General features: G+C 33.6%; 25 protein-coding genes. 14 read left to right on the top strand and 11 right to left on the bottom strand.

Translation table 11 applies throughout. The features are described from left to right. Positions 1–229 precede the first annotated feature (229 nt). Positions 230–1,111 (bottom strand): DUF6252 family protein, encoded by an 882-nt coding sequence (locus ACFSR1_RS10580; protein ID WP_378292271.1) that lies wholly within the window; start codon positions 1,109–1,111, stop codon positions 230–232. 361 nt (positions 1,112–1,472) lie between these two features. On the opposite strand from ACFSR1_RS10580, the gene ACFSR1_RS10575 reads away from it, so the two are divergent. The 3 genes from ACFSR1_RS10575 to ACFSR1_RS10565 all read left to right on the top strand — a co-directional run bounded on the left by ACFSR1_RS10575 (position 1,473) and on the right by ACFSR1_RS10565 (position 3,336). Then, complete coding sequence (locus ACFSR1_RS10575; protein WP_378292269.1) at positions 1,473–2,006, top strand: 30S ribosomal protein S16; 534 nt, start codon at positions 1,473–1,475, stop codon at positions 2,004–2,006. 14 nt (positions 2,007–2,020) lie between these two features. Further along, complete coding sequence (rimM, locus tag ACFSR1_RS10570; RefSeq protein ID WP_378292267.1) at positions 2,021–2,545, top strand: ribosome maturation factor RimM; 525 nt, start codon at positions 2,021–2,023, stop codon at positions 2,543–2,545. Positions 2,546–2,625: 80 nt separating this feature from the next. Next, a complete protein-coding gene (locus tag ACFSR1_RS10565) occupies positions 2,626–3,336 on the top strand; it encodes a tRNA1(Val) (adenine(37)-N6)-methyltransferase (protein WP_378292265.1) in 711 nt (236 codons plus the stop codon). Positions 3,337–3,452: 116 nt separating this feature from the next. Here the strand turns inward: ACFSR1_RS10565 and ACFSR1_RS10560 are convergent, their stop codons facing one another. Next, a complete protein-coding gene (locus ACFSR1_RS10560; RefSeq protein ID WP_378292263.1) occupies positions 3,453–3,764 on the bottom strand; it encodes a hypothetical protein in 312 nt (103 codons plus the stop codon). Between the two features lie 390 nt (positions 3,765–4,154). Here ACFSR1_RS10560 and ACFSR1_RS10555 point away from each other — a divergent pair, with 390 nt between their 5' ends. The 6 genes from ACFSR1_RS10555 (at position 4,155) to ACFSR1_RS10530 (ending at position 9,315) form a co-directional block, all read left to right on the top strand. Further along, complete coding sequence (locus tag ACFSR1_RS10555) at positions 4,155–5,333, top strand: acyl-CoA dehydrogenase family protein (RefSeq protein WP_378292260.1); 1,179 nt, start codon at positions 4,155–4,157, stop codon at positions 5,331–5,333. An 81-nt stretch (positions 5,334–5,414) separates the two neighbouring features. Then, on the top strand, positions 5,415–5,978 hold the full coding sequence (locus ACFSR1_RS10550) for a hypothetical protein (RefSeq protein WP_378292253.1): 564 nt from the start codon (positions 5,415–5,417) through the stop codon (positions 5,976–5,978). Positions 5,979–6,011: 33 nt separating this feature from the next. Continuing rightward, positions 6,012–6,689: a glycerophosphodiester phosphodiesterase gene (locus tag ACFSR1_RS10545; RefSeq protein ID WP_378292251.1), complete on the top strand. Its 678-nt coding sequence runs from the start codon at positions 6,012–6,014 to the stop codon at positions 6,687–6,689. Next, on the top strand, positions 6,689–7,900 hold the full coding sequence (locus ACFSR1_RS10540) for a BaiN/RdsA family NAD(P)/FAD-dependent oxidoreductase (RefSeq protein ID WP_378292249.1): 1,212 nt from the start codon (positions 6,689–6,691) through the stop codon (positions 7,898–7,900). The genes ACFSR1_RS10545 and ACFSR1_RS10540 overlap by 1 nt, the downstream gene beginning before the upstream one ends. After that, complete coding sequence (locus ACFSR1_RS10535; protein ID WP_378292247.1) at positions 7,901–8,458, top strand: DUF1697 domain-containing protein; 558 nt, start codon at positions 7,901–7,903, stop codon at positions 8,456–8,458. It abuts the gene before it with no gap. Positions 8,459–8,532: 74 nt separating this feature from the next. Continuing rightward, positions 8,533–9,315, top strand: coding sequence for a hypothetical protein (locus tag ACFSR1_RS10530; RefSeq protein WP_378292245.1), 783 nt, complete (start codon positions 8,533–8,535; stop codon positions 9,313–9,315). Positions 9,316–9,422: 107 nt separating this feature from the next. Here ACFSR1_RS10530 and ACFSR1_RS10525 read toward each other — a convergent pair whose 3' ends face one another. Then, on the bottom strand, positions 9,423–9,980 hold the full coding sequence (locus ACFSR1_RS10525; RefSeq protein ID WP_378292244.1) for a TetR/AcrR family transcriptional regulator: 558 nt from the start codon (positions 9,978–9,980) through the stop codon (positions 9,423–9,425). Between the two features lie 26 nt (positions 9,981–10,006). Beyond that, positions 10,007–10,480 (bottom strand): TspO/MBR family protein, encoded by a 474-nt coding sequence (locus ACFSR1_RS10520; protein WP_378292242.1) that lies wholly within the window; start codon positions 10,478–10,480, stop codon positions 10,007–10,009. A gap of 99 nt (positions 10,481–10,579) precedes the next feature. On the opposite strand from ACFSR1_RS10520, the gene ACFSR1_RS10515 reads away from it, so the two are divergent. From ACFSR1_RS10515 to ACFSR1_RS10505, 3 genes are read left to right on the top strand one after another with little or no spacing between them, the layout of a single operon-like run. Beyond that, positions 10,580–11,665, top strand: a complete 1,086-nt coding sequence (locus ACFSR1_RS10515; protein ID WP_378292240.1) for a diphosphomevalonate/mevalonate 3,5-bisphosphate decarboxylase family protein — start codon at positions 10,580–10,582, stop codon at positions 11,663–11,665. 47 nt (positions 11,666–11,712) lie between these two features. Further along, a complete protein-coding gene (locus tag ACFSR1_RS10510) occupies positions 11,713–12,648 on the top strand; it encodes a mevalonate kinase family protein (protein WP_378292238.1) in 936 nt (311 codons plus the stop codon). Positions 12,649–12,663: 15 nt separating this feature from the next. Then, positions 12,664–13,572, top strand: a complete 909-nt coding sequence (locus ACFSR1_RS10505) for a geranylgeranylglycerol-phosphate geranylgeranyltransferase (RefSeq protein WP_378292236.1) — start codon at positions 12,664–12,666, stop codon at positions 13,570–13,572. Positions 13,573–13,635: 63 nt separating this feature from the next. On the opposite strand, the gene ACFSR1_RS10500 is transcribed toward ACFSR1_RS10505, so the two are convergent. Next, positions 13,636–13,980 (bottom strand): hypothetical protein, encoded by a 345-nt coding sequence (locus ACFSR1_RS10500; protein WP_378292234.1) that lies wholly within the window; start codon positions 13,978–13,980, stop codon positions 13,636–13,638. Between the two features lie 453 nt (positions 13,981–14,433). Here ACFSR1_RS10500 and ACFSR1_RS10495 point away from each other — a divergent pair, with 453 nt between their 5' ends. Both ACFSR1_RS10495 and ACFSR1_RS10490 read left to right on the top strand, forming a co-directional pair. After that, positions 14,434–15,390: a carbon-nitrogen hydrolase family protein gene (locus ACFSR1_RS10495; protein ID WP_378292232.1), complete on the top strand. Its 957-nt coding sequence runs from the start codon at positions 14,434–14,436 to the stop codon at positions 15,388–15,390. A 48-nt stretch (positions 15,391–15,438) separates the two neighbouring features. After that, the gene (locus ACFSR1_RS10490) at positions 15,439–16,278 is read left to right on the top strand and encodes a pseudouridine synthase (RefSeq protein ID WP_378292231.1); all 840 of its coding nucleotides are present in this window, start codon (positions 15,439–15,441) and stop codon (positions 16,276–16,278) included. A 64-nt stretch (positions 16,279–16,342) separates the two neighbouring features. Here the strand turns inward: ACFSR1_RS10490 and ACFSR1_RS10485 are convergent, their stop codons facing one another. From ACFSR1_RS10485 to ACFSR1_RS10460, 6 genes are all read right to left on the bottom strand, one after another. Then, positions 16,343–17,167, bottom strand: coding sequence for an alpha/beta hydrolase (locus ACFSR1_RS10485; RefSeq protein WP_378292229.1), 825 nt, complete (start codon positions 17,165–17,167; stop codon positions 16,343–16,345). After that, on the bottom strand, positions 17,157–17,576 hold the full coding sequence (locus ACFSR1_RS10480; RefSeq protein WP_378292227.1) for a hypothetical protein: 420 nt from the start codon (positions 17,574–17,576) through the stop codon (positions 17,157–17,159). Before ACFSR1_RS10480 ends, ACFSR1_RS10485 begins: the two co-directional genes overlap by 11 nt. A gap of 23 nt (positions 17,577–17,599) precedes the next feature. Further along, a complete protein-coding gene (locus ACFSR1_RS10475; RefSeq protein WP_378292225.1) occupies positions 17,600–18,871 on the bottom strand; it encodes a mannosyltransferase in 1,272 nt (423 codons plus the stop codon). A 107-nt stretch (positions 18,872–18,978) separates the two neighbouring features. Then, a complete protein-coding gene (locus ACFSR1_RS10470; protein ID WP_378292223.1) occupies positions 18,979–20,451 on the bottom strand; it encodes a cellulose synthase family protein in 1,473 nt (490 codons plus the stop codon). Beyond that, positions 20,451–21,143: a glycosyltransferase family 2 protein gene (locus tag ACFSR1_RS10465; protein WP_378292221.1), complete on the bottom strand. Its 693-nt coding sequence runs from the start codon at positions 21,141–21,143 to the stop codon at positions 20,451–20,453. Before ACFSR1_RS10465 ends, ACFSR1_RS10470 begins: the two co-directional genes overlap by 1 nt. Beyond that, entirely contained in the window at positions 21,144–21,641 is a 498-nt protein-coding gene (locus ACFSR1_RS10460) for a toxin-antitoxin system YwqK family antitoxin (RefSeq protein WP_378292219.1), read from the bottom strand. It lies immediately after the preceding gene. Positions 21,642–21,679 lie beyond the last annotated feature (38 nt).

Genomic DNA, 21,679 nt, shown 5'->3' with positions numbered 1-21,679 from the left:
GATCAGTTTCGAGAAAGTTCAATCTTCCGATGGAAGCGATTTTCAAAAATAACTAAAATGATAGGTTCGAGTGGTTAAAAGTTATTCAGATTTATTAACGATAAGGTATTTGTTTCTTTTTGGATACCTAAAAGATAGAGCTCAATAGATATTGTTAGGATTTATTAAAAATAAAAAGCGTTCACCAAAATAATTGATGAACGCTTTTCGAATTATAGTTGAGTTGTGATTAATATCCGTATTCAAATAATCCTTCTGTGACAACAACTCCGCTTGTAGTAGTAAATTCAAAACTACCGCTGATACATTTAGTTTCTGTATCGTGAGATGTTATTGTTAATCTACCCGAAACTGCAGAAGCTTTGTCATTGTATAAACTGTATGTTGCACTATATTCTCCCGATCCAGTTAAGGAATGAGTTCCAACGGTAACGTCTATTGGGAAAACGATAGTTATTTCTTCATCCTCGTTACTTGCTTTGATAAGAATTGACGGGTTGTTTACTCCAAATGGGATGGCATCGTGATCGTCGGTGATCATTTCATTACCATTAATCATAGCAGTCAGAGATGCATCAAGAAGACAAGGGTTGATTTCTTCCTCTTCTTCCTCTTCTTCTTCAACATTGATAATAATTTCCTCTTCCTCTTCAACTTCAGGAACAAAATTTTCTATAGGTAGTTTATAAAACCATCCATTTTGGAAGCTCATTGATTTTCCGTTACTTCCTTTTAGGTCTTCAAAATAAAAATTACCAGAAACTTGATTGTTATAAATTTCGGTAATAACTATTTGTCCGTTAGTTATTCCATCTTCTGAAATAAATTTTACGTTGTCTTCTTCAAAACTAACTTTGTTGATAGCTTGTTGTTCTAATCGGTACGTTCCGATATTTGTAGAAGAAGTAGTGAAACTGATGGATTCTGTGCCAGTATTTCCAACGATTACTAAAGTACCGTCATCGTGAATTATTGCTTTTCGAATATCAGGTCTGAATAATTTTCCATCAATCGTAGCTTGTAATCCTGGAGTGTTAAACTCCACATCAGTGGTGCAAGAATTAAAAATTAGACAGATAACTGCCAATACTAGGGTAGTTTTTTTAATCATACGCTTGGGGCTTTAAAAACCTAATTATGACAAAACTATAATTAGATGTTCGGGTACAAACATATAATGAAAATTTCAAGAAAACAATTTTTAAATGGAAAAAAACGTAATTTTTACCGATTAATGATAAAAAACATCGATGAAATACACAAAAACTCATTATGGATTGAATTTGAGTAAGTTTTTACACTTATTTAATGATTTCATATTTTATGTGGAGGTATAGTTATTTTGTGAGGTACATGAAGGAAGATTTTAAGATCAAAAATAAAGATGAGTCGTTCTAATGTTAATTTACTAAAAATGATTACATTTGCGCACTTAATTATAACCGGGGTCGAGTACCCAAAAATTAATTCATATGTCTGTTAAAATTAGATTACAGAGACACGGTAAAAAAGGAAAGCCTTTTTACTGGATCGTAGCAGCTGATGCTAGGGCAAAAAGAGATGGTAGATTTTTAGAAAAAATCGGTACGTACAATCCAAACACTAACCCTGCAACTATTGACCTAAATGTTGATGGTGCAGTAAAATGGTTACAAAATGGAGCGCAACCTACTGATACAGCTAGAGCTATCCTTTCTTATAAAGGAGCAATGCTGAAAAACCACCTTGCCGGTGGAGTTAGAAAAGGTGCTTTAACTGAAGAACAAGCTGAAGAAAAATTCAATGCTTGGGTACAGGAAAAAGAAGGCACTGTAGATGCTAAGAAAGATTCTTTAGCTAAAGCAGAAGCTGATGCGAAAGCAAAAGCACTTGCTGCAGAGAAAGAAGTGAACGCTAAGCGTGAAGCTGAAGCTGCAGAAGCTGAAGCTGCTGCAAAAGCAGAAGAAGCTGCCGCAGAAGCTACAGAAACAGAAGTAACTGAAGAAGCTAGCAACGAGGAAGAATAGTTGCATTACTAACGATGAAGAAAGAAGATTGCTTCTATCTAGGCAAAATCGTAAGCAAATTTAGTTTTAAGGGCGAGGTGTTGATAAAACTCGATACGGATGAACCCGAAAGTTATGTGAAAATGGAGTCAGTTTTTATTAACTATAATAAAAACCTGGTTCCATTTTTTATTGAAAGAAGTTCACTACATAAAAGTGATTTGCTTAGGGTGAAATTTGAAGATGTAGATTCAGAAGAAGATGCAGATGACTTGATGAAAGCAGAAATATATCTGCCGCTAGACCTGCTACCTAAACTTGAAGGTGATAAGTTCTATTTCCACGAAGTAATAGGTTTTAAGATCGTTGATCGTACTTTTGGAGAAGTAGGTATTATCAAACATATAAACGATAGTACGGCTCAAGCACTTTTTGAGATAGATCGCGACGGTATCGAAATTTTGATACCAATGAACGATGAATTTATAGATAAAGTGGATAGAGAGGCAAAAACAGTCTTTGTTGATACTCCAGAAGGATTGATTGATCTTTACCTTTAAGTAAAATTCCAAAAACTAAATTCCGACCTATAAATAGATCTAAAATTACTATTTGAGATTTAAATATTGAGATTTATTTGATGAAACCATTCCAGTTTAAACAGTTTATCATACATCAGGATCGATGTGCCATGAAAATTGGTACAGATGGAGTTCTGTTAGGTTCTTGGGTTCCAATATCTGATGAGATGAATTCAGTGCTGGATATTGGTGCTGGAACTGGTGTTATTGCGTTAATGATGGCTCAACGATCCTATGCAGAAACTATAGATGCCATCGAAATTGATGATCAAGCCTACGAGCAAGCGGTGGAAAATTTTGAAGCCTCGGACTGGGGAGATCGCTTATTTTGTTATCACGCCTCTTTTCAGGAATTTTTTCAGGAAATCGATGATGAGTACGACCTATTGATCAGTAATCCTCCATTTTATACGGATGATTATAAAACTGATGATTCAACTCGTGATATGGCCAGATTTGAAGATGCGCTTCCTTTCGAACACCTTTTTATAGGTGTTTCTCATCTACTTTCACAAAAAGGAAAGTTTGCGGTTATATTACCATATAAAGAAGAAAATAAAGTCATAGATATTGCAAAAGGAGTAGAATTGTATCCTCAAAAAATTACCAGGGTTAAAGGCACCCCTTCTTCCGAAATTAAAAGGAGTATGATGTTATTCGGTTTTAATGAAGTGTTGGTTAAAACAGATGAACTTATTATTGAAAACTCTAGACATCAGTATACCGAGGAGTATATTAAATTAACGAAAGACTTTTATTTAAAAATGTAAGAGAAGTGAATAAAAAAAGGAGAATTATAAAAATTCTCCCTTTTTCCAAATTTAATCACTCTACGAAGTTTAATTTATATTTCTATAAATCAACACTCTTAAGATTTTTAAAATAACTAGTCTTTAGCTACCCAGTTTCCTTCTGCATCACAATGAACTTCTACTGTTTCTCCATCTTCTTTAGTAAGTTCTAATTTAAACTCAGAAGCATCTTCCTTAGCGGCAGCTTTACTGATCGTTGCCCCGGCAAAATCTTTCGCCACAGCGTCAAGTACTGGTTGTGGTAAATTTTCAACAGCTAATTCAATATATTTTTCCTGAGTAGTAACTTCTACAGTTTCATCAGAAGACATCTCTTGTGCACTAATTCCTTGCGTTCCTAATAAAAGTCCAAAAGCTACTACTGGTAATACAAATAAATTTTTCATTTTGTTTTTAGGTTTTAATTATTCTTTATTTCGTTACTTAATGAAAAGGAATAATTATGCCAGAAGACTTTTAAGGAAGCTTAATTGGTTAAATTATTGAAAATCAATTGTTTAAATAAAAAACTAATAATGTTAAGGGTATCAAAAATGTGTAGAAATCGGTTTCGAAATGCGGAAATTATCCACAAATTTCGTGAAATTTACCGTTAATGTGTTTCTGTTATGAGTGGCTTTACCGTTATAGATTTTAAGTATTAGATATCCTCAGTGTTTTGTATTATATTTTAAGAAGTCAAAAAAAATTGGTTGCTCTTTTTTCATTAATTACATTTGTTAGCGGTTTAGTAACCATAATTTTGAAAATAGTATAAAATATAAATAGAAAATATAATGAAGCCCGATCTTTTTGAAGCACCAGATTATTATAATTTAGATGAACTCTTGACAGATGAGCATAAGTTAGTTCGCGATGCTGCTCGCAGTTGGGTGAAACGAGATGTATCTCCTATTATTGAAGAATATGCTCAGCGTGCTGAGTTTCCGAATCAAATTATTGCAGGATTAGCAGAAATAGGTGCGTTTGGTCCTTATATACCGGAGAAGTACGGAGGTGCCGGATTGGATCAGATTAGTTATGGATTGATTATGCAGGAAATAGAAAGAGGAGATTCTGGAGTTCGTTCTACGGCATCGGTTCAATCTTCTTTAGTGATGTACCCTATTTGGAAATACGGTAGCGAAGAACAACGAAATAAATACCTTCCTAAGCTAGCTTCAGGAGAATTTATGGGATGTTTTGGGCTAACCGAACCGGATCATGGATCTAACCCTGCCGGAATGACAACTAATTTTAAGGATAAAGGGGATCACTATTTACTTAACGGAGCCAAACTATGGATATCCAATGCTCCTTTTGCTGATGTAGCAGTAGTTTGGGCAAAAAATGAAGAAGGAAGAATCCACGGACTTGTTGTAGAACGTGGTATGGAAGGTTTTTCTACGCCAGAAACACATAATAAATGGTCGCTTCGTGCATCAGCAACTGGAGAGCTTATTTTTGATAATGTAAAAGTGCCTAAAGAAAACCTATTGCCGGGAAAAAGCGGTTTAGGAGCTCCGTTAAGTTGCTTAGATTCTGCGCGTTTTGGTATTGCTTGGGGTGCCATCGGTGCGGCAATGGACTGTTATGATACAGCTTTACGCTATTCTAAAGAACGAATTCAGTTCGATAAACCTATTGGAGGAACACAATTGCAGCAAAAGAAACTTGCAGAAATGATTACCGAGATTACCAAAGCACAATTGCTTGCTTGGCGATTAGGAGTTTTGAGAGAAGAAGGAAAAGCTACTACCGCTCAAATCTCTATGGCAAAACGTAATAATGTAGATATGGCTATAAAAATTGCGAGAGAAGCCAGACAAATTCTCGGAGGAATGGGTATTACAGGCGAGTATAGTATTATGAGACATATGATGAACCTGGAAAGTGTGATTACCTATGAAGGAACTCATGATATTCATCTTTTAATTACAGGAATGGATATTACAGGAATTGCTGCTTTTAAATAATATTGAATTTTTAAATTATTAACGTCTTAGTTTTTCTAAGACGTTTTTTTATGGATATTTGCCGCTCAAAAAAATCAAACAATGAAAAGGATATTTTTAATTTTAGTATGTGGTTTATTTGTATGTTCATCTTTTGCTCAGGATATGGCAAAGGTAGAACCGGTACAATTTCGAATAAATTTTCTAGCTCCGGGAGCAGAAGTTGAATTTGGAGTAACTAAAAGTTCTACCATATTACTAAATGCAGGGTTTTTGTGGGGTATTGGAACAAGTGAAGATTTTAACGGAACTACCGAGACTAACTTTGCGATTTTACCGATACTTGATGGTCAATACCGATACTATTATAATCTGAAACAAAGAGAAGAAAAAGGTAGAAATATATCCAAAAACAGTGGTAATTTTATTGCGCTAAAAGGAACCTATTATTTTACAGAAGGTTTTCTGGAGGCTTTGGAAGGAAATGATGAAGACCTTTTTACCGATGAAAGTGATCTGTCTGTAATTGGATTAACATATGGAATACAGAGAACATATTTTGATTGGCTTCATATAGGTTTTGAAGGAGGTATAGGTTACGGACAAACTCGTACAGATAATTTAATATTGCCCATACTATCATTTACTATTGGATACGCTTTTTAATTAATTGATAAGTGATTAAAAATATTTAAACAGATGAAAATATTTGGACATCGTGGAGCAGCTGGATTGGTTGCCGAAAACACATTAGAATCTATAACCGAGGCATTGAAGTATAACGTAGATGGAATTGAAATTGATGTGCATAAGTGTAAATCGGGAGAGTTGGTAGTCATTCATGATGAAACATTACAAAGAACAACTAATGGAGTAGGAAAGGTATCAGAGTTTACCTGGAAAGAATTGACAAAATTAAGAACACCTGAAGGCTATAGAATTCCTAAGTTAAGCCAAGTGCTAGATCTAATAGATGCAAGATGCATTTTAAATATAGAATTAAAAGGAATTGGAACAGCTCTGCCCGTTGTAGAACTTATAGAAAATCGAATCAAGGATACAAAATGGGATTATGACCATTTTATCTTATCCAGTTTTGATCATGCACAGTTGTTTCAGATAAAATATAGAACTTCTTCATTTAAATTGGGTGTGCTAACCGAAAAAAAAATCTCTTCCATATTAAAAGTAGCCGAAACGTTAGAAGCTTTTTCTGTACATCCGCTGATTTATTCATTAACAGAGGAAGAAGTTGCTTTGGCAAAAGATAAAGGTTATAAAGTGTATCCCTGGACCGTAAATGATCCATCCAAAATAGAATCATCAAAAACATGGAAGGTTGATGGTATCATTACAGATTTGCCTAATTTTGCTTAATGCAGTATGATCTTTTAATAATTGGTGGCGGAGCAGCTGGTTTTTTTACTGCTATTAATGTAGCAGAAAATGATCCAAGTCTAAAAATAGCTATTCTCGAAAGAGGAAAAGAAGTACTTTCCAAAGTCAGGATTTCTGGAGGAGGACGATGTAATGTGACTCATGCAGAGTTTATTCCTGATGTTTTAACTAAGAATTACCCACGAGGTGAGAAAGAACTAAAAGGGCCTTTTCATACTTTTATGACGGGCGATACAATGGAATGGTTTGATCGTCGCGGTGTAGCCCTAAAAATAGAAGATGATGGCAGGATTTTTCCGGTTTCTGATTCATCGCAGACGATTATAGATTGTTTTTTATCAGAAACCAAGCGGTTAGGTATCAAGGTCCTAACGAATCATTCGGTAAAAGATTTTTATCAGGAAAAGGATACCTGGAAAGTAATTACTAGTCAAGGCAATTTTGAAACAGTAAAACTGATGATCGCTACAGGAAGTAATCCTAAAATTTGGACAAAACTTAATTCCTTGTATCATAAAACTATCGATGCAGTTCCATCATTGTTTACCTTTAATATAAAAGATAATAGAATCAAAGGTTTACCGGGAATAGCAACGAATGCCTCCGTTCAAGTAAAGAATTCTAAATTATCTAGTGATGGTCCGTTGCTTATTACACATTGGGGAATGAGTGGTCCGGCGATTCTTAAACTTTCTGCTTGGGGAGCAATAGAATTGAATTCCTATCAATATAATTTTGAAATCATAGTGAATTGGATACAGGATTATTCTCAAGAAGAAGGATTGAATATGCTCAAAGTACTAAAAAATAAAAATCCAAAGCAACAAGTGTCTAAATACGCCCAGTTTGAGCTGCCTAAAAGACTTTGGCAAAGTTTAGTTGCCGCTTCTGGTATTGAGAGTACAACTCGATGGGCAGATACCAATAAATCCCAACTTAATAAACTTTCAGAAGAACTAACCAAAGGTGTTTTTCAGGTAAATGGGAAAAGTACGTTTAAGGAAGAATTCGTTACGGCAGGAGGAATTGACCTCAAAGAGATAAACTTTAAAACTTTTGAAAGTAAGAGATATAAGAATTTGTATTTTGCAGGAGAGGTGTTAAATATAGACGCCATAACAGGAGGATTTAATTTTCAGAATGCATGGACAGGTGCTTATATCGCTGCTCAGGCTATTACGTCAAAATAAATGAATATATATATCGCTTTACTTCGCGGAATCAATGTGGGTGGCCATAAAAAGATAAAAATGGCTGATCTTAAAGAGATGCTGGAAAAGTTAGGATTTAGCGATGTAGTGACCTATATCCAAAGCGGAAATATTGTTTTTAGAGATGCTTCAGGGAATATAGATCTTTTAGAGACCAAAATTCAGACTGCCATTAAGAATCGTTTTGATTTTGATGTACCTGTATTGATAATGACTCACAATACGCTGAATGAAATTTTTCAGAAAAATCCTTATACCAAAAGATTGGAAAGTGGTGAGATTGATGATAAAAAAATGTACTTCATGCTTTTATGTGATCAACCGGATCCTTTAGCAGTAGAAGAACTTTCTAAAGTATCTTTTGATCCGGAAGAATTCATAATTACTAAAAATGTAATTTACTTATTTGCCGCTATTGGGTACGGGAAAACCAAACTGCATAATAACTTTTTTGAAAAAAAATTAAACTGTCAAACAACCACTAGAAACCTCAGGACATTGAGTAAGTTGTTGGAATTAAGTTTTTTAAAAAATTAAGTTGTTTTAATACTTCTCGGAAATCTGTGTAAAATTTTGTACCTTAAAAAGGTTTAACCATTACCTTATTAACTATGAAAAAAATTACACTAGCACTTATTATTATTTTTATTTCCAATAGCACTTTCTTTGCTCAGGCCAGCGATAAAGAGCCTATAAAACAGTTATTGATGGATTATATTAATAAGATTAACGATCTGGAAAGAGGGGCTAAAAAAAATGATGTTTTGTACCTGTTTGATGAAAAATATAGCGGTAATACCGTTTATGTAAATTTATCAGGTGCTTTAGTCAGAAAAAATTATGACAAAAAGAATGTTTCCTCTCAATTAGATGATATTATTAATGATGATAACTATAACTTTCGGCTTACGTTAGACAAAGTTGTTTTTCAAAGTCAAAAAGACAACGCCGGAATCATTTCTGCCGTGGTTACGTTTGAATCCTTTATCAATAAAAAATTAGCCGAGAAAGGAACGATGTTGATGGATATGGTCGGGGTTAAGATCGATGAACGATGGAAGATAGTTCAAAATAATATGGTGCGCGTCTCTGAAGCCAAGGATATTGGAGAATGTGTTTGTTATATGTATGGAAATGGTGATACTAAATTTGTAACAGAAGTATACTTTCCTGCCGGATTAGAGTACAGCCAGAAATTAGAATCTTTTCAGATTACGAGAAAAGATGGTTCTAGATTAATAAAAACTCATAGTGAGGAGTTTTCTTGGAAAGGAAATGGTGGTTTATATTACAAAGGAAAATCTATTGGTCAAACAAAAGATGCTAAACTAGCGATACAAGCAGCGGTTAAGAATTTATATAAGGATTCTTGCGTTAAAGTGATATTTAACTAGACTGATATCCTGATTATAAAAATTTTTGAAACCAGAAGTCAAGATATCCTGCTAAATTATTATTTGGCAGGATATTTTATATTAAATTTTAATGATCAGCGGAGCATTCAATCTCTTAAGAATCCTTTCCAGGAGATTTCTATAGCTTGATTGATGTGCTTGTCCAGCAGTTTTACTTTTTCATTTTCATGGATTTTTACAAGAGATACTACATTTCCAAAAAATAGTTCTTCCATGACCATTGGATTGTATGATTTAAATACTTTTTGGCGAATGCCTGTTTTAAAAAAATTTTCGATTTCACCGTAGTATTGCCTTGCTTTATCCTTTAAAGATTGTGGAATCTCAGGAGACCTGGCTATTTGCTCAGAAAACACAAAGGCAAGTGGGTTGTTTACAAAATAGTGAAATAGATTGAGCCACATAATTGAAAACTGCTTTTTAATATCATCTTCAGGGATGTTACGCATTACTACAGTTCCGAAATCTTGTGTAAGCATTAAATAGAGTTCGGTTATGATCTCTTCTTTGTTCTTAAAATGATGATATACAGTTCCATTGGCAACCCCAGATTCTTTAATGATTTGCGAAAGAGAGGTTGCTTGTATTCCTTGTTTTGTAATTAATTCTAAAGTAGTTTGTAAGACGATTGACTTCTTGTTCATAAATAATTTATTCCTTCATTCTTGGTTTAGTTAAGTTGCCATATACTAAAATTCAACGCAGTTGCAAAAGCAACCCAAATCAAATAAGGGATAAGTAGGTAAGCGGCCGTAGAGTTAACAACTTTAAACCACCTGATTGTAAACAATAAAAGGATAAACAGGGCAAGTATATCCACAAGTGCTATCAATGGATTGCGCATTCCAAAGAAAAAAATAGACCACGCAGCATTGAGTAAAAGTTGAAACCCAAAATGATATAACGCAGTTTTTACCCATTTATGATAAAAACCTTTACTCCAAACAATTCCTGCTGCAATTCCCATCATAATATAAAGGATTGTCCAAACAGGAGCAAAAAGCCAATTAGGGGGCGTAAAGGACGGTTTTTCTAAAGTTACATACCAGGTGCTAATCGATGTTTGAGTAGCAATACTGCTCAAAAACCCTATTAATAGGCATAATAAGACAGCGATACCTATACGAAGTAACTTTTTTTTCATTAGGATTAGTTAGTTAAATACTAAAATAGCAATTTATTTTTACTAGCTTACTCTTAAAACCACATAACCGCTTATCTTTGCCAAAATTATTTTTGCATTATGGGTGATTATAGTCAGTTTATCACTAAAATATCTTCGGTATTACCAAATAAAGGATCTATTTCCTGTACATCACCAAGCAATATAGCATTAGTAAAATATTGGGGCAAACGACCGGTACAATTGCCAGAAAATCCTTCTATAAGTTTTACATTAGATACTTGTAAAACAGAGACTACATTGAAATATGAAAAGTTAGAAAATGTCTCAGAAGACTTTCAGTTTGAACTTTTTTTCGAAGGAGAACCAAAACCGGATTTCAAACCAAAAATCCAAAGCTTTTTTCAAAGAATTTCTGAATATGTTCCATTTCTTAAGCATTATAAATTTGTAATAGAAACTAGTAATACTTTTCCACATAGTAGCGGAATTGCATCTTCTGCAAGCGGTATGAGTGCTTTAGCATATTGTTTAATGCAACTAGAAAAACAGATCAATCCAAAGATGTCAGACAAAGAGTTTATTAAAAAAAGCTCTTTTTTGTCTAGATTAGGATCAGGAAGTGCTAGCAGAAGCATAGAAGGCCCCATAACAATATGGGGGGAACATAATGAGGTCGAAGGGAGTAGTGATGCTTACGCGGTTAGATTTCCCTATGACATCCACCCAAATTTTGCAGATTATCAAGATACCATTCTTCTTGTAGATAAAGGTGAGAAACAAGTAAGTAGTTCTGTTGGTCATGATTTAATGCACGGCCATCCTTTTTCATCAGAACGATTTAAGCAGGCAAATAAAAATATTATTTGGCTAAAAGATATTTTAATGTCAGGAGATTTAGATGAGTTTATTGAAGTAGTGGAAAGTGAGGCATTAACATTGCATGCGATGATGATGACTTCTCTGCCCTATTTTATATTAATGAAACCGAATACATTGGCGGTAATCAACAAAATTTGGGAGTATAGAAAGGAAACAGGATCTAAGATTTGTTTTACACTGGATGCCGGAGCAAATGTACACGTATTGTACCCGAATTCTGAGAAAGACAGAGTGATGGACTTCATTAAGAGCGAGTTAGTTGTATATTGTCAGAAAGGACAGTATATTTGTGATAAAATAGGATTAGGCGCAAAATTGTTGTAACTTTATCCTAAATGGTTAAACAAATTGGATAAAAGGAGAACAAACTAATGAAGGGACCACTATTTTACTCAAAAATACTTTTATTTGGTGAATATGGAATTATCAAAGATTCTAAGGGTCTTTCTATTCCTTATAACTTCTTTAAGGGTGCTTTGAAAGTGACTGATAATCCAAATGAGCAAGCTATTAAATCCAACAAAAGCTTACGTGATTTTGCGAACTACTTGGAAAAAATTCAGGATAAAGGTGTTGTGAAATTCGATTTACAAAGATTGAAAGAAGATGTTGAATCCGGAATGTATTTCGATAGTAGTATTCCTCAAGGATATGGAGTAGGTAGTAGTGGTGCATTAGTCGCTGCCATTTATGACAAGTATGCAGATGATAAAATTACGGTTTTAGAAAACCTTACTCGCGATAAACTACTGAAACTTAAAGAAATTTTTGGGCTAATGGAATCATTTTTCCACGGTAGTAGCTCTGGTTTAGATCCTTTAAATAGTTATTTGAGTCTTCCAATCCTTATCAATTCTAAAGATAATATAGAACCGGCAGGAATTCCTTCACAAAGCGTTGATAATAAAAAAGGAGCTGTGTTTTTATTAGATAGTGGTATCGTGGGAGAAACTGCTCCTATGGTAAGTATCTTTATGGAAAATATGAAACAAGAAGGTTTCCGTACAATGCTTAAAAATCAATTTGTAAAACATACAGATGCGTGTGTTGATGATTTCCTTCAAGGAGATATCAAGTCATTATTCTCAAACATTAAACAATTATCGAACGTTGTTTTAGATAATTTTAAGCCTATGATTCCTAAACAATTCCATGCACTGTGGAAAAACGGAATCGAAACTAACGACTACTATCTTAAACTATGTGGTTCTGGTGGCGGAGGTTATATTCTTGGATTTACCCAAGATTTCGATAAAGCTCAATCTGCTCTTAAAGATTATAAATTAGAGGTGGTTTACAACTTTTAATAGGTATACATCAGGATGCTTTCCAGAAAAAATAAACTCATTCTTCTAAAGTTATTGAGTTTGTTTTCTATTGTTAGAGGTTATAATATTCTTGTTATTGTCTTTGCGCAATACCTTACTTCTGTATTTATTTTAGCTCCTCATATACCATTGAGAAATGTTCTTTTTGATGCTAATTTGTTCGTCATTGTTTTAGCTTCTGCCGGAGTAATTGCTGCAGGATACATTATCAATAACTTTTACGACCGAGAAAAAGATCTTATCAATAGACCACAGAAAACCATGCTGGATCGTTTAGTGAGTCAGCGTACCAAATTAACCGGGTATTTTGTACTTAACTTTCTTTCGGTAATATTTGCTAGTTATGTTTCATTTAGGGCGGTTATGTTTTTCTCCTTGTACGTTTTCGGGATATGGTTCTATTCCCATAAACTAAAAAAAATGCCCTTTTTAGGAAATTTTGTTGCTTCAACATTATCTATAACACCGTTCTTTGCCGTATTTATTTACTATAAAAATTTTGACGAAGTTATTTTTGTTCATGCTACTTTTTTATTCTTAATGCTAGTGATGAGAGAAATGGTTAAAGACCTCGGAAACCTAAGAGGAGATGTCGCTCAGAATTATAAAACAATACCTATTATTTATGGTGAAGCTACTTCTAAAAAACTAATAAGTTTACTTGTTCTTGCTTCGTGCATTCCTATTTATCTCCTCCTTACAAAATATGAAATAGGTTATATGTACCTCTATTTCTACGTATGCTTGGGACTGTTGTTTTTATTTCTGATTGCTTTATGGAAATCAGACGGAAGAACACATTATGTTTGGTTACATAATATCCTGAAACTGATTATTGTATCTGGTGTGTTTAGTATTGTGCTAATTGATGTTAATATGATTTTGGATAGGATATTTTGGTAGAAAACAAAAAAAGCAGCTACATTATATGAATGTAACTGCTCTTTATATGTTTTGAATCAAAGTTTAAGCTTCAGGATTCAATACTTTTAATCTTAATTTGAATACTTTGTTTCCTGTTCTAGTGATATCAGAATCAACTTTTTTGTAGTTTAATCTAGACTTAACATAAGATTCCACTGCTTCTTTTTCTGAATCAACGTTTAGGATTACAATTTCTCCTTTGGCATTTAAGATAAACTCTATACTAGCGTTAATTTCGTTACGATCTAACCTGATTTGAGGTTTGTCTAATAAAAGAACAATCTCGCTTCTTAATTTTTGTTCTGTGGTTTCTTTTGTGGTTTTGTCATTTGCAAAAATCTGAGTTGACGCTAAAACTGCTACTACTAATACAATTAACTTTTTCATTTTTTGTGTTTTTGATTTGAGTTATAAAATATTGTTTGTTTAAATTTTATAGTACAAATGTAGATGTGATAGGTAGATTTTTTTGAATTTGAATTTTATTAGAATGTGTTCCTAAGTTTACCATTGTGTAAAAAAGAGAACGTTTTAACATAAATTGAACTTTGAATAATATATACTTTTTATAAGTTTACTTTGGGAGTATGAAGGTGGATTGATTTTTTTGGTGTTAAATTCTCAAATCTTGATATTATAGAGGTGCGAATAATTAAATTTTTGTCGCTACTCCAATGTTAACTTAAGGTTACCGAAGGGTTTAACCGTAATGCTGATATTTGAAATTAAGTGATTGAAAATCAATTTTTTGAACGTTAATTATTCGTTAACTAAATCCTTGAATTTTGTAAATCCTAACAGAAAACCTGAATGCATAAACTATAAACCTAGACATTCTTGATGAAGAATCAATTACTTACTGTTGCATTGGCACAGATATCACCAATATGGTTGGATAAAAATGCCACTATAGAAAAAATAAAAGAATCAATTATCGAAGCGGCCTCAAAAAAAGCAGAGCTTATCGTGTTTGGTGAGACGTTATTGCCGGGATATCCTTTTTGGGTTTCGCTTACAGATGGCGCTCAGTTCGATAATAAGATTCAGAAAGAAATTCATGCCCACTATGCTCAGAATGCTGTGGTTATAGAACACGGTGATCTGGATGAGATTTGTGGTTTAGCAAGGGAACACAAAATTGCTATTTATTTAGGTATTATAGAACGGCCATTGGATCGAGGTGGACATAGTCTGTATGCATCTTTAGTATATATAAATGAACAAGGAGAGATTAAATCAGTACACCGCAAGTTACAACCCACATATGAGGAACGATTAACTTGGGCGCCTGGAGATGGAAATGGACTCCGTGTTCATTCACTCAAAGCTTTTACCGTTGGAGGCTTAAACTGTTGGGAGAACTGGATGCCACTACCAAGAACAGCATTATACGGACAAGGAGAAAATCTGCATGTGGCCGTTTGGCCGGGAAGCGATTATAATACCAAAGATATTACTCGTTTTATAGCTAGAGAATCTAGATCCTATGTGATTTCGGTTTCTAGTTTAATGCGGAAAGAAGATTTTCCTCCAACTACTCCACATTTAGATGAAATTCTGAAAAAAGCTCCCGATGTTTTGGGTAATGGAGGTTCTTGTATAGCAGGGCCTGATGGAGAATGGATTCTGAAACCCGTACTTCATAAAGAGGGATTGTTAATAGAAACTTTGGATTTTAATCGCGTATTACAAGAACGCCAGAATTTTGATCCGGTTGGGCATTATTCCAGACCAGATGTTACACAATTGAGTGTCAATAGAGAACGCCAAAGTACAGTTTGGTTTGGTGAGGAATAGTTGTTATTTCTAAAAACTAAACAACTATCTTTGCAAAAAATGTAAGATATGAGTCGTGGAGACAATTCCAATAGAGGAAAAGGAAGTGGAAGACAAGGAGGTAACCCAAAAAGGAAGTCATATGCCAGAGGTAATGCTCCCATAAAAAATAAAAATAACTCACCAAAGAAGATTTCTGATTCTGATGAAATCCGATTAAATAAGTTTGTTGCCAATTCTGGAGTTTGTTCTAGAAGAGATGCTGATTTGTATATTAAGACCGGCAGTGTTTGGGTAAACGGAAAACCAATTACAGAAATGGGGTATAAAGTGAAACTAACTGATGAAGTTAAGTTTGACGGTAGGCTTATTACTCCGGAGAAGAAAGAATATGTGCTACTTAATAAGCCTAAAGGTTTCGTGACTTCTATGAGCCCTGAAAAAACCAGAACCGTAATGGATTTGGTAGCGAATGCTTCTAAATCCTTATTGAAACCAGTAGGGAGATTAGAACGTAATACGACAGGATTGTTATTGTTTACTAATGATGTAGATTTAGAAAAAAAATTGACACATCATAAAACAGGAGTTCGCAAAATATTTCACGTAGAGTTAGATCGTAATCTTAAATTTGAAGATTTTCAGAAAATTGAAAAAGGAATCAAATTAGAAGAAGGATTTATACAAGTGGATGAGATTTCATACATAGAAGGAGCTTCAAAAAATGAAATCGGAATTCAATTAATGTCTTCAAAAAATGGAATCGTAACAAAACTCTTTGAACATCTTAATTATGGAGTGGTCAAACTCGACAGAGTTATTTTTGCAGGATTGACCAAAAAAGATCTTCCCAGAGGGCATTGGCGTATACTTACCGAGCAGGAAGTTATTAATTTGAGGATGATGTAGTTCGAAAGGGATTTAACAAATTTAAAAATAGAAGCGATGGATATAATCCATCGCTTCTATTTTGTTAATACCTCGCCAGCAACTCCTTCAATTCGTCATAATATTGTTTGGTAAGATGTACACTGTGTCCTGCACCTTTAATCAGAGTGCGCTCAATCTTATCTGGATATAAATCTTTTAATCGTTTGGAATGTTCTTCTGGTTTGATCAGAAAATCTCTGGTGCCGTGAAAAACTCTAATAGGACACTTTACCTCTCCTAAGAATTTATATGATGGGATTTCATAGTTAATTAAGGCTTGCGGAACTGGAGCCATGCTAGCAATAAATTCGTTCCATGCGTAATAGGGAGCTTCCAGAATCAGCAATTTAGGATTGTTCTTTGCAGCAGTATAAGATGCAAATCCGGTTCCTAAAGAAAAGCCTAGTATTATAATATCTTTTTCATCATAACGGGTCAGGGCAAAATCATATATTTTTTGAGCATCGTTATATAATTCTGATTCTTCTTCATAAAAGCTATCACTTTTACCATATCCTCTATAATCAACAAATAAAACATCAAAATTGTTCTCGGTATATAAATAAGCTCGTTCTCCCCACTCGTGGATTGCTCCGGCATTACCGTGAAAATAGAGAATCAACCCTTTACTAACCGAATCCGTTTTGAATAATAAAGCATTTAAATTTACATCATCTTCTACTGCAATATTGATTTCTTCAAAAGGCTGATCAAAGGAATATGTATAATCTTTGGGTAGTATTTTGGGATTGAAAAAGAAACGTTCCTGCTTGATATACAAAAAGATATATCCGCAAAGAATCAAAACAACAATAAATGCTGCGAATCTTAATAAGCGTCTTCCTATTTTTCTGAAATTAATTTTCAAGATATTGTTGTGTTTTTTTTAATACGAACAGGCTTGCTGTTGACTCTATAAAAAGAGCAAAACCTTCCTCTTTTTTATTAAAAAGTTTGATAGTGTTGTTGTCCAATAATTTCAAAATTTCATCATTTAATGAAGAATCGAAAGTAATAAGGAAAACATCGTCTTGATGATGTTCGATCTCAAAATCACCAGTATCAATCTTTTGTGAATCTATGAATAGGGTAAATTGATTTTCTAAAAATGTAAGTTGATAATCACAGCTCAGTCTAGACGAATTTGATTCACAATAATGCTTAGAGGTCATGTATTTGCATAAATCCCAATTGCCTTGTAATGAATCTTGTACAGCTTCTACACTTTGAGAAAACGAAAAATTACTTATAAATATGATTATAAGTAGGGAGAACATTTTACTATGTATTACGGTAAAATTCAATTATAAATAGACTTTAAAGAAACTCTTGTCGTGTTCTTAATAACTTCAAAAATAAAAATACCAAATACAATACTATATTCCAGAGCAACAAACCATAAATTTTCTTTAAAATCAGGATGTATATATGCTGTATAACTAAGAATAATGACAAAAGACCACCAAATCGGGAACTTGTATTTGGTAAAAACACAAAGTGCTAACGGAACAGCTAAATACCAAGGATGAACAGTTGTTGATAAGAAATAATAGCTAGAAATACCAATAATCATCACCGTAATGAGTTCAGTTGTGGTGTTGTTTTTTCTGAAAAAAGTGAGTAGTAAAAGAATACCTATCACAATCATGGGCAAAATCTTCCCAACCGTCCCAATAATGTTCCATCCAATAGTTTGATAACCAATCCAACGGATGATATAATAAATACTGGCATTGAATTCAAAATTCTGAAACCAAAGCCCAATAGTTTCACTAAAATTAGAAATAAATTCAGAAGACAGAAAAGGAGCAAAAAGAAGTATTGTCATTAGAATGATAATACCATAAAACCCTATAAGCTTCAGCAATTGATTTTTAAGGTTGATGTTATTGAATCCAGTGATAAACTTCTGAAAAAATAGTGGTAAAAATAATAAAGGGATTAGTTTAACTGAAACAGAAAGCGCTAGAGCAATAGCTGCCCAATACCAATATCCTTTTTGTAATAAATACAAAGACCAAATAATGAAAAATATCATTACTGCTTCAAAATGAAGATTCCCGGTAAGTTCTATAATAGCAAAAGGATTCAACAGATACCAAAAGATTCTGTTTTCAGGAATATGGAGTATTTGTAAAAGTTTTCTTCCAAAGAAAAAAGTGCCAATATCAGCCAGAATAATAAGTGTTCTCATGATAATAACTGAACCTAGGATACTTTTTCCGGCAAAAACCCCGGCAATCAGATAACAAAATTGACTGATTGGAGGATAATTGGTATAATGACTACCGTTTAGAGCGCCCATTCCATCATATAATTCTTGAGCTTGAGTAATTGGTGCATTACCTTGCGCAATCCAGCTTTCTGGTAATGATAGATATGGATTAAATCCTTCTAGTAGCATTCTACCATCCCAAATAAACCGATAAAAATCTTGAGAGAGATTTGGTATGGCAAAAAGAAATAGTATTCTAAATCCCAACGCGATAGCAGCTAAGAATTTGATGTTACTAGGATTCGTTTTAATAATCTTATAAGAAAGAAAAAATAACCCGGTCCATAGCGCGAGCATCTTAATGAAATCTGTACGCTCTAATTGATATGCAAAACTGCAATAAAATAAGCCACAAATGAGAGTGAAGATAATGGAAAACTTATTGTATTTCCATAACCTAATCATTATAACTTAGAGGTAATAGATTTGAAGAATACGAATCCAAATCCAAGGAATAGCATGATGTGAAATAAAAACAACCCAAAATCCTGAAGCTTAAAAGCGCTATACAATGCAAATGCGAAATAACACATTAACAATGCTTCTATTATTGTGTTTCCGGAGATGTTTTTGTTGACATATTTATTTCCTTTCCAGGAATCCTTAAGCGTATTGATATTAAATTTTGGAGTTCTTACAAACTCGCTTTTCTTTCCGAAATGACCTTCTAAAACTGCCATAGAGTTATGGACAGAGAATCCCATGGCAATCGAAAAGAAAGTGAAAAACATTTTTATGTATTCTATAAAATTCCAAAATCCGCCACTATGTATTTTCTTAAAAGTATGCCAGTAACAAAAGAAAAATATGACTGTGCTTAATGCAAAAAAGGCAATCACATTAAAATACCAGCTAAACATGGGGTTGCTGTTTTTAATATACATGACAGGTACACTTAACACAGCGACTAGTAATACTAATAAAAACATACTACTATTCAGTAAGTGAAAGAAACTATGGAATTTAGTTTTGAAGGGAACTGTTTTATCCTTAAGTAGTTTCCAATATAACTTTTGGAAATTTTCTGCGGCACCTTTGTTCCATCTAAACTGTTGAGAACGAGCAGCGCTAATAACAACAGGTAGTTCTGCTGGAGTTTCTACTTCCTCAAGATATTTAAATTTCCATTTTTTAAGTTGTGCTCTATAGCTTAGGTCTAAATCTTCTGTTAATGTATCACCTTGCCAGTTTCCTGCATCTTCGATACATTTCTTTCTCCAGACACCGGCTGTTCCATTAAAATTTATAAAGTGATCTTTATAATTACGGCCTACTTGTTCCATGGTAAAGTGGAAATCCAATGCAAACGCCTGAATTTTAGTCAGCATAGAATAATCTCTATTGATATGTCCCCAGCGAGTTTGTACGACTCCAATATTTTCGGTTTTGAAATAAGGAATGGTCTGTAATAGCCATTTTTTACCTGGAAGAAAATCAGCATCAAAAATGGCTATAAATTCACCTTTTGCAATTTTCAACCCTTCTTTTAAGGCTCCTGCTTTAAACCCTGTTCTATCTTCACGACGAATATGTTGAATATCTAACCCTGTTTTTTGTAATTTCTCAATATGAGCAGCGGTAGTATCCACAGATTCGTCTGTAGAGTCATCTAATACCTGTATTTCTAATTTATCTTTGGGATATTCTAATAAGGCAATATTATCCAGTAAGCGTTCCATTACGTAGAGTTCATTATAAACCGGCAATTGAACAGTGACGTATGGAGTTTCTTCTTCTTTGGAAAGGTCAAAAGTAGGAGAATTATCAGCCAGTTTGCGAGATTTAAGATAGTTGAAAAGTAAATTCAACTGTGCTAAACTGTACAAGAAAATTATTAATAAGGCTAATGTATAAATAACAATGATAGCAATATCCATTACTGAAAGCTATATTTAAAAATCCAACTTAAAATCTTAACGCCTGCAAAGATAGCACCTTTTATGGTTCCTGAAACTTTTGACACACCTATTCTCTTTTTATATCTAACAGGGACCTCTACATACGAAAAACGTTTTTTTATGGCTTTTAGTTGCATCTCTACAGTCCATCCATAGGTTTTATCTTGCATGTTTAGTGTTAGAAGCTTATCGTATTTGATAGCTCTAAAAGGCCCGAGATCCGTAAATTTAGCACCAAAAAACAATCTCATTAAACTAGTGGCAAGCCAATTTCCAAAAATCTGAGGAACCGTCATAGATCCTTGTTCTCTTAGTTTTTTATCTCTTGCCCCAATGACCATATCGATGTTTTGATTAATTATCGGAGCAACAATTTTCGTCAATTCTTCTGGATAGTCGCTATAATCACCATCTAGGAACACAACAATTTCTGGGATAGGTTGTTGTGAGCCTAAATAATGTAACCCTTTTAAACAAGCATATCCATACCCCATTCTTTCCTCTGTTAACACCGTAGCTCCAGCCCGCTTTGCCACAGTTTCTGTATTGTCAGTAGAGTTATTACTTACTACAATGATCTCCGAAACTATATCAGGAATTTCAGTAATTACGCGACCAATAGACCCTTCTTCATTAAAGGCAGGTATGACAACTTTGATTATGGGATTCATTTATAGAGAAGCATTGGGATTATCTTTTTTAAAGCTAAAAACATCAGTCCATTCTCCGGTTTTTTGATCATCAACGTATTTTTCAGCTTTAAAAAGTTTGTCATTTTTATATAATAGACAGTACCCGTTTTTTTTGTTATTTTGATATTGATACTTTCTGGTAATTTGATCTTTCTGATTACCAGCGGCAATATCGTAAATAATCCACCATTTTTCTGCTTTATCGTTTGTAAAATGTCCTTCTTTAATAAGTTTATTTTCTGAGGAGTAAAAATACCAATACCCATCCTTCTTATTATTTCTGAAATGTCCTTGCTCCGAAATATTTCCGTTAGGATGGTATGCATACCAATAATCTATTTTTTGATTCTCTATAATCCAGCCTTCAGCTTTGATCGAGCCATCATTATAATACTCTTTATGATATTCTTTGCTAACTGTTATTTGGTTGTTAAAAAAAGAATATATCACCGCGAATATAAAAAGCTTATGTGTCATAATATGTATCTATAAACATTTAGACGAAAACCTTTTAT

The sequence above is a fragment of the Aquimarina rubra genome (genome assembly GCF_042684305.1).
In the GTDB taxonomy this organism is placed as follows: Bacteria; Bacteroidota; Bacteroidia; order Flavobacteriales; family Flavobacteriaceae; genus Aquimarina; species Aquimarina rubra.
Note: the sequence above shows the minus strand (reverse complement) of the source record. Positions and strands in the feature narration are given on the sequence as shown.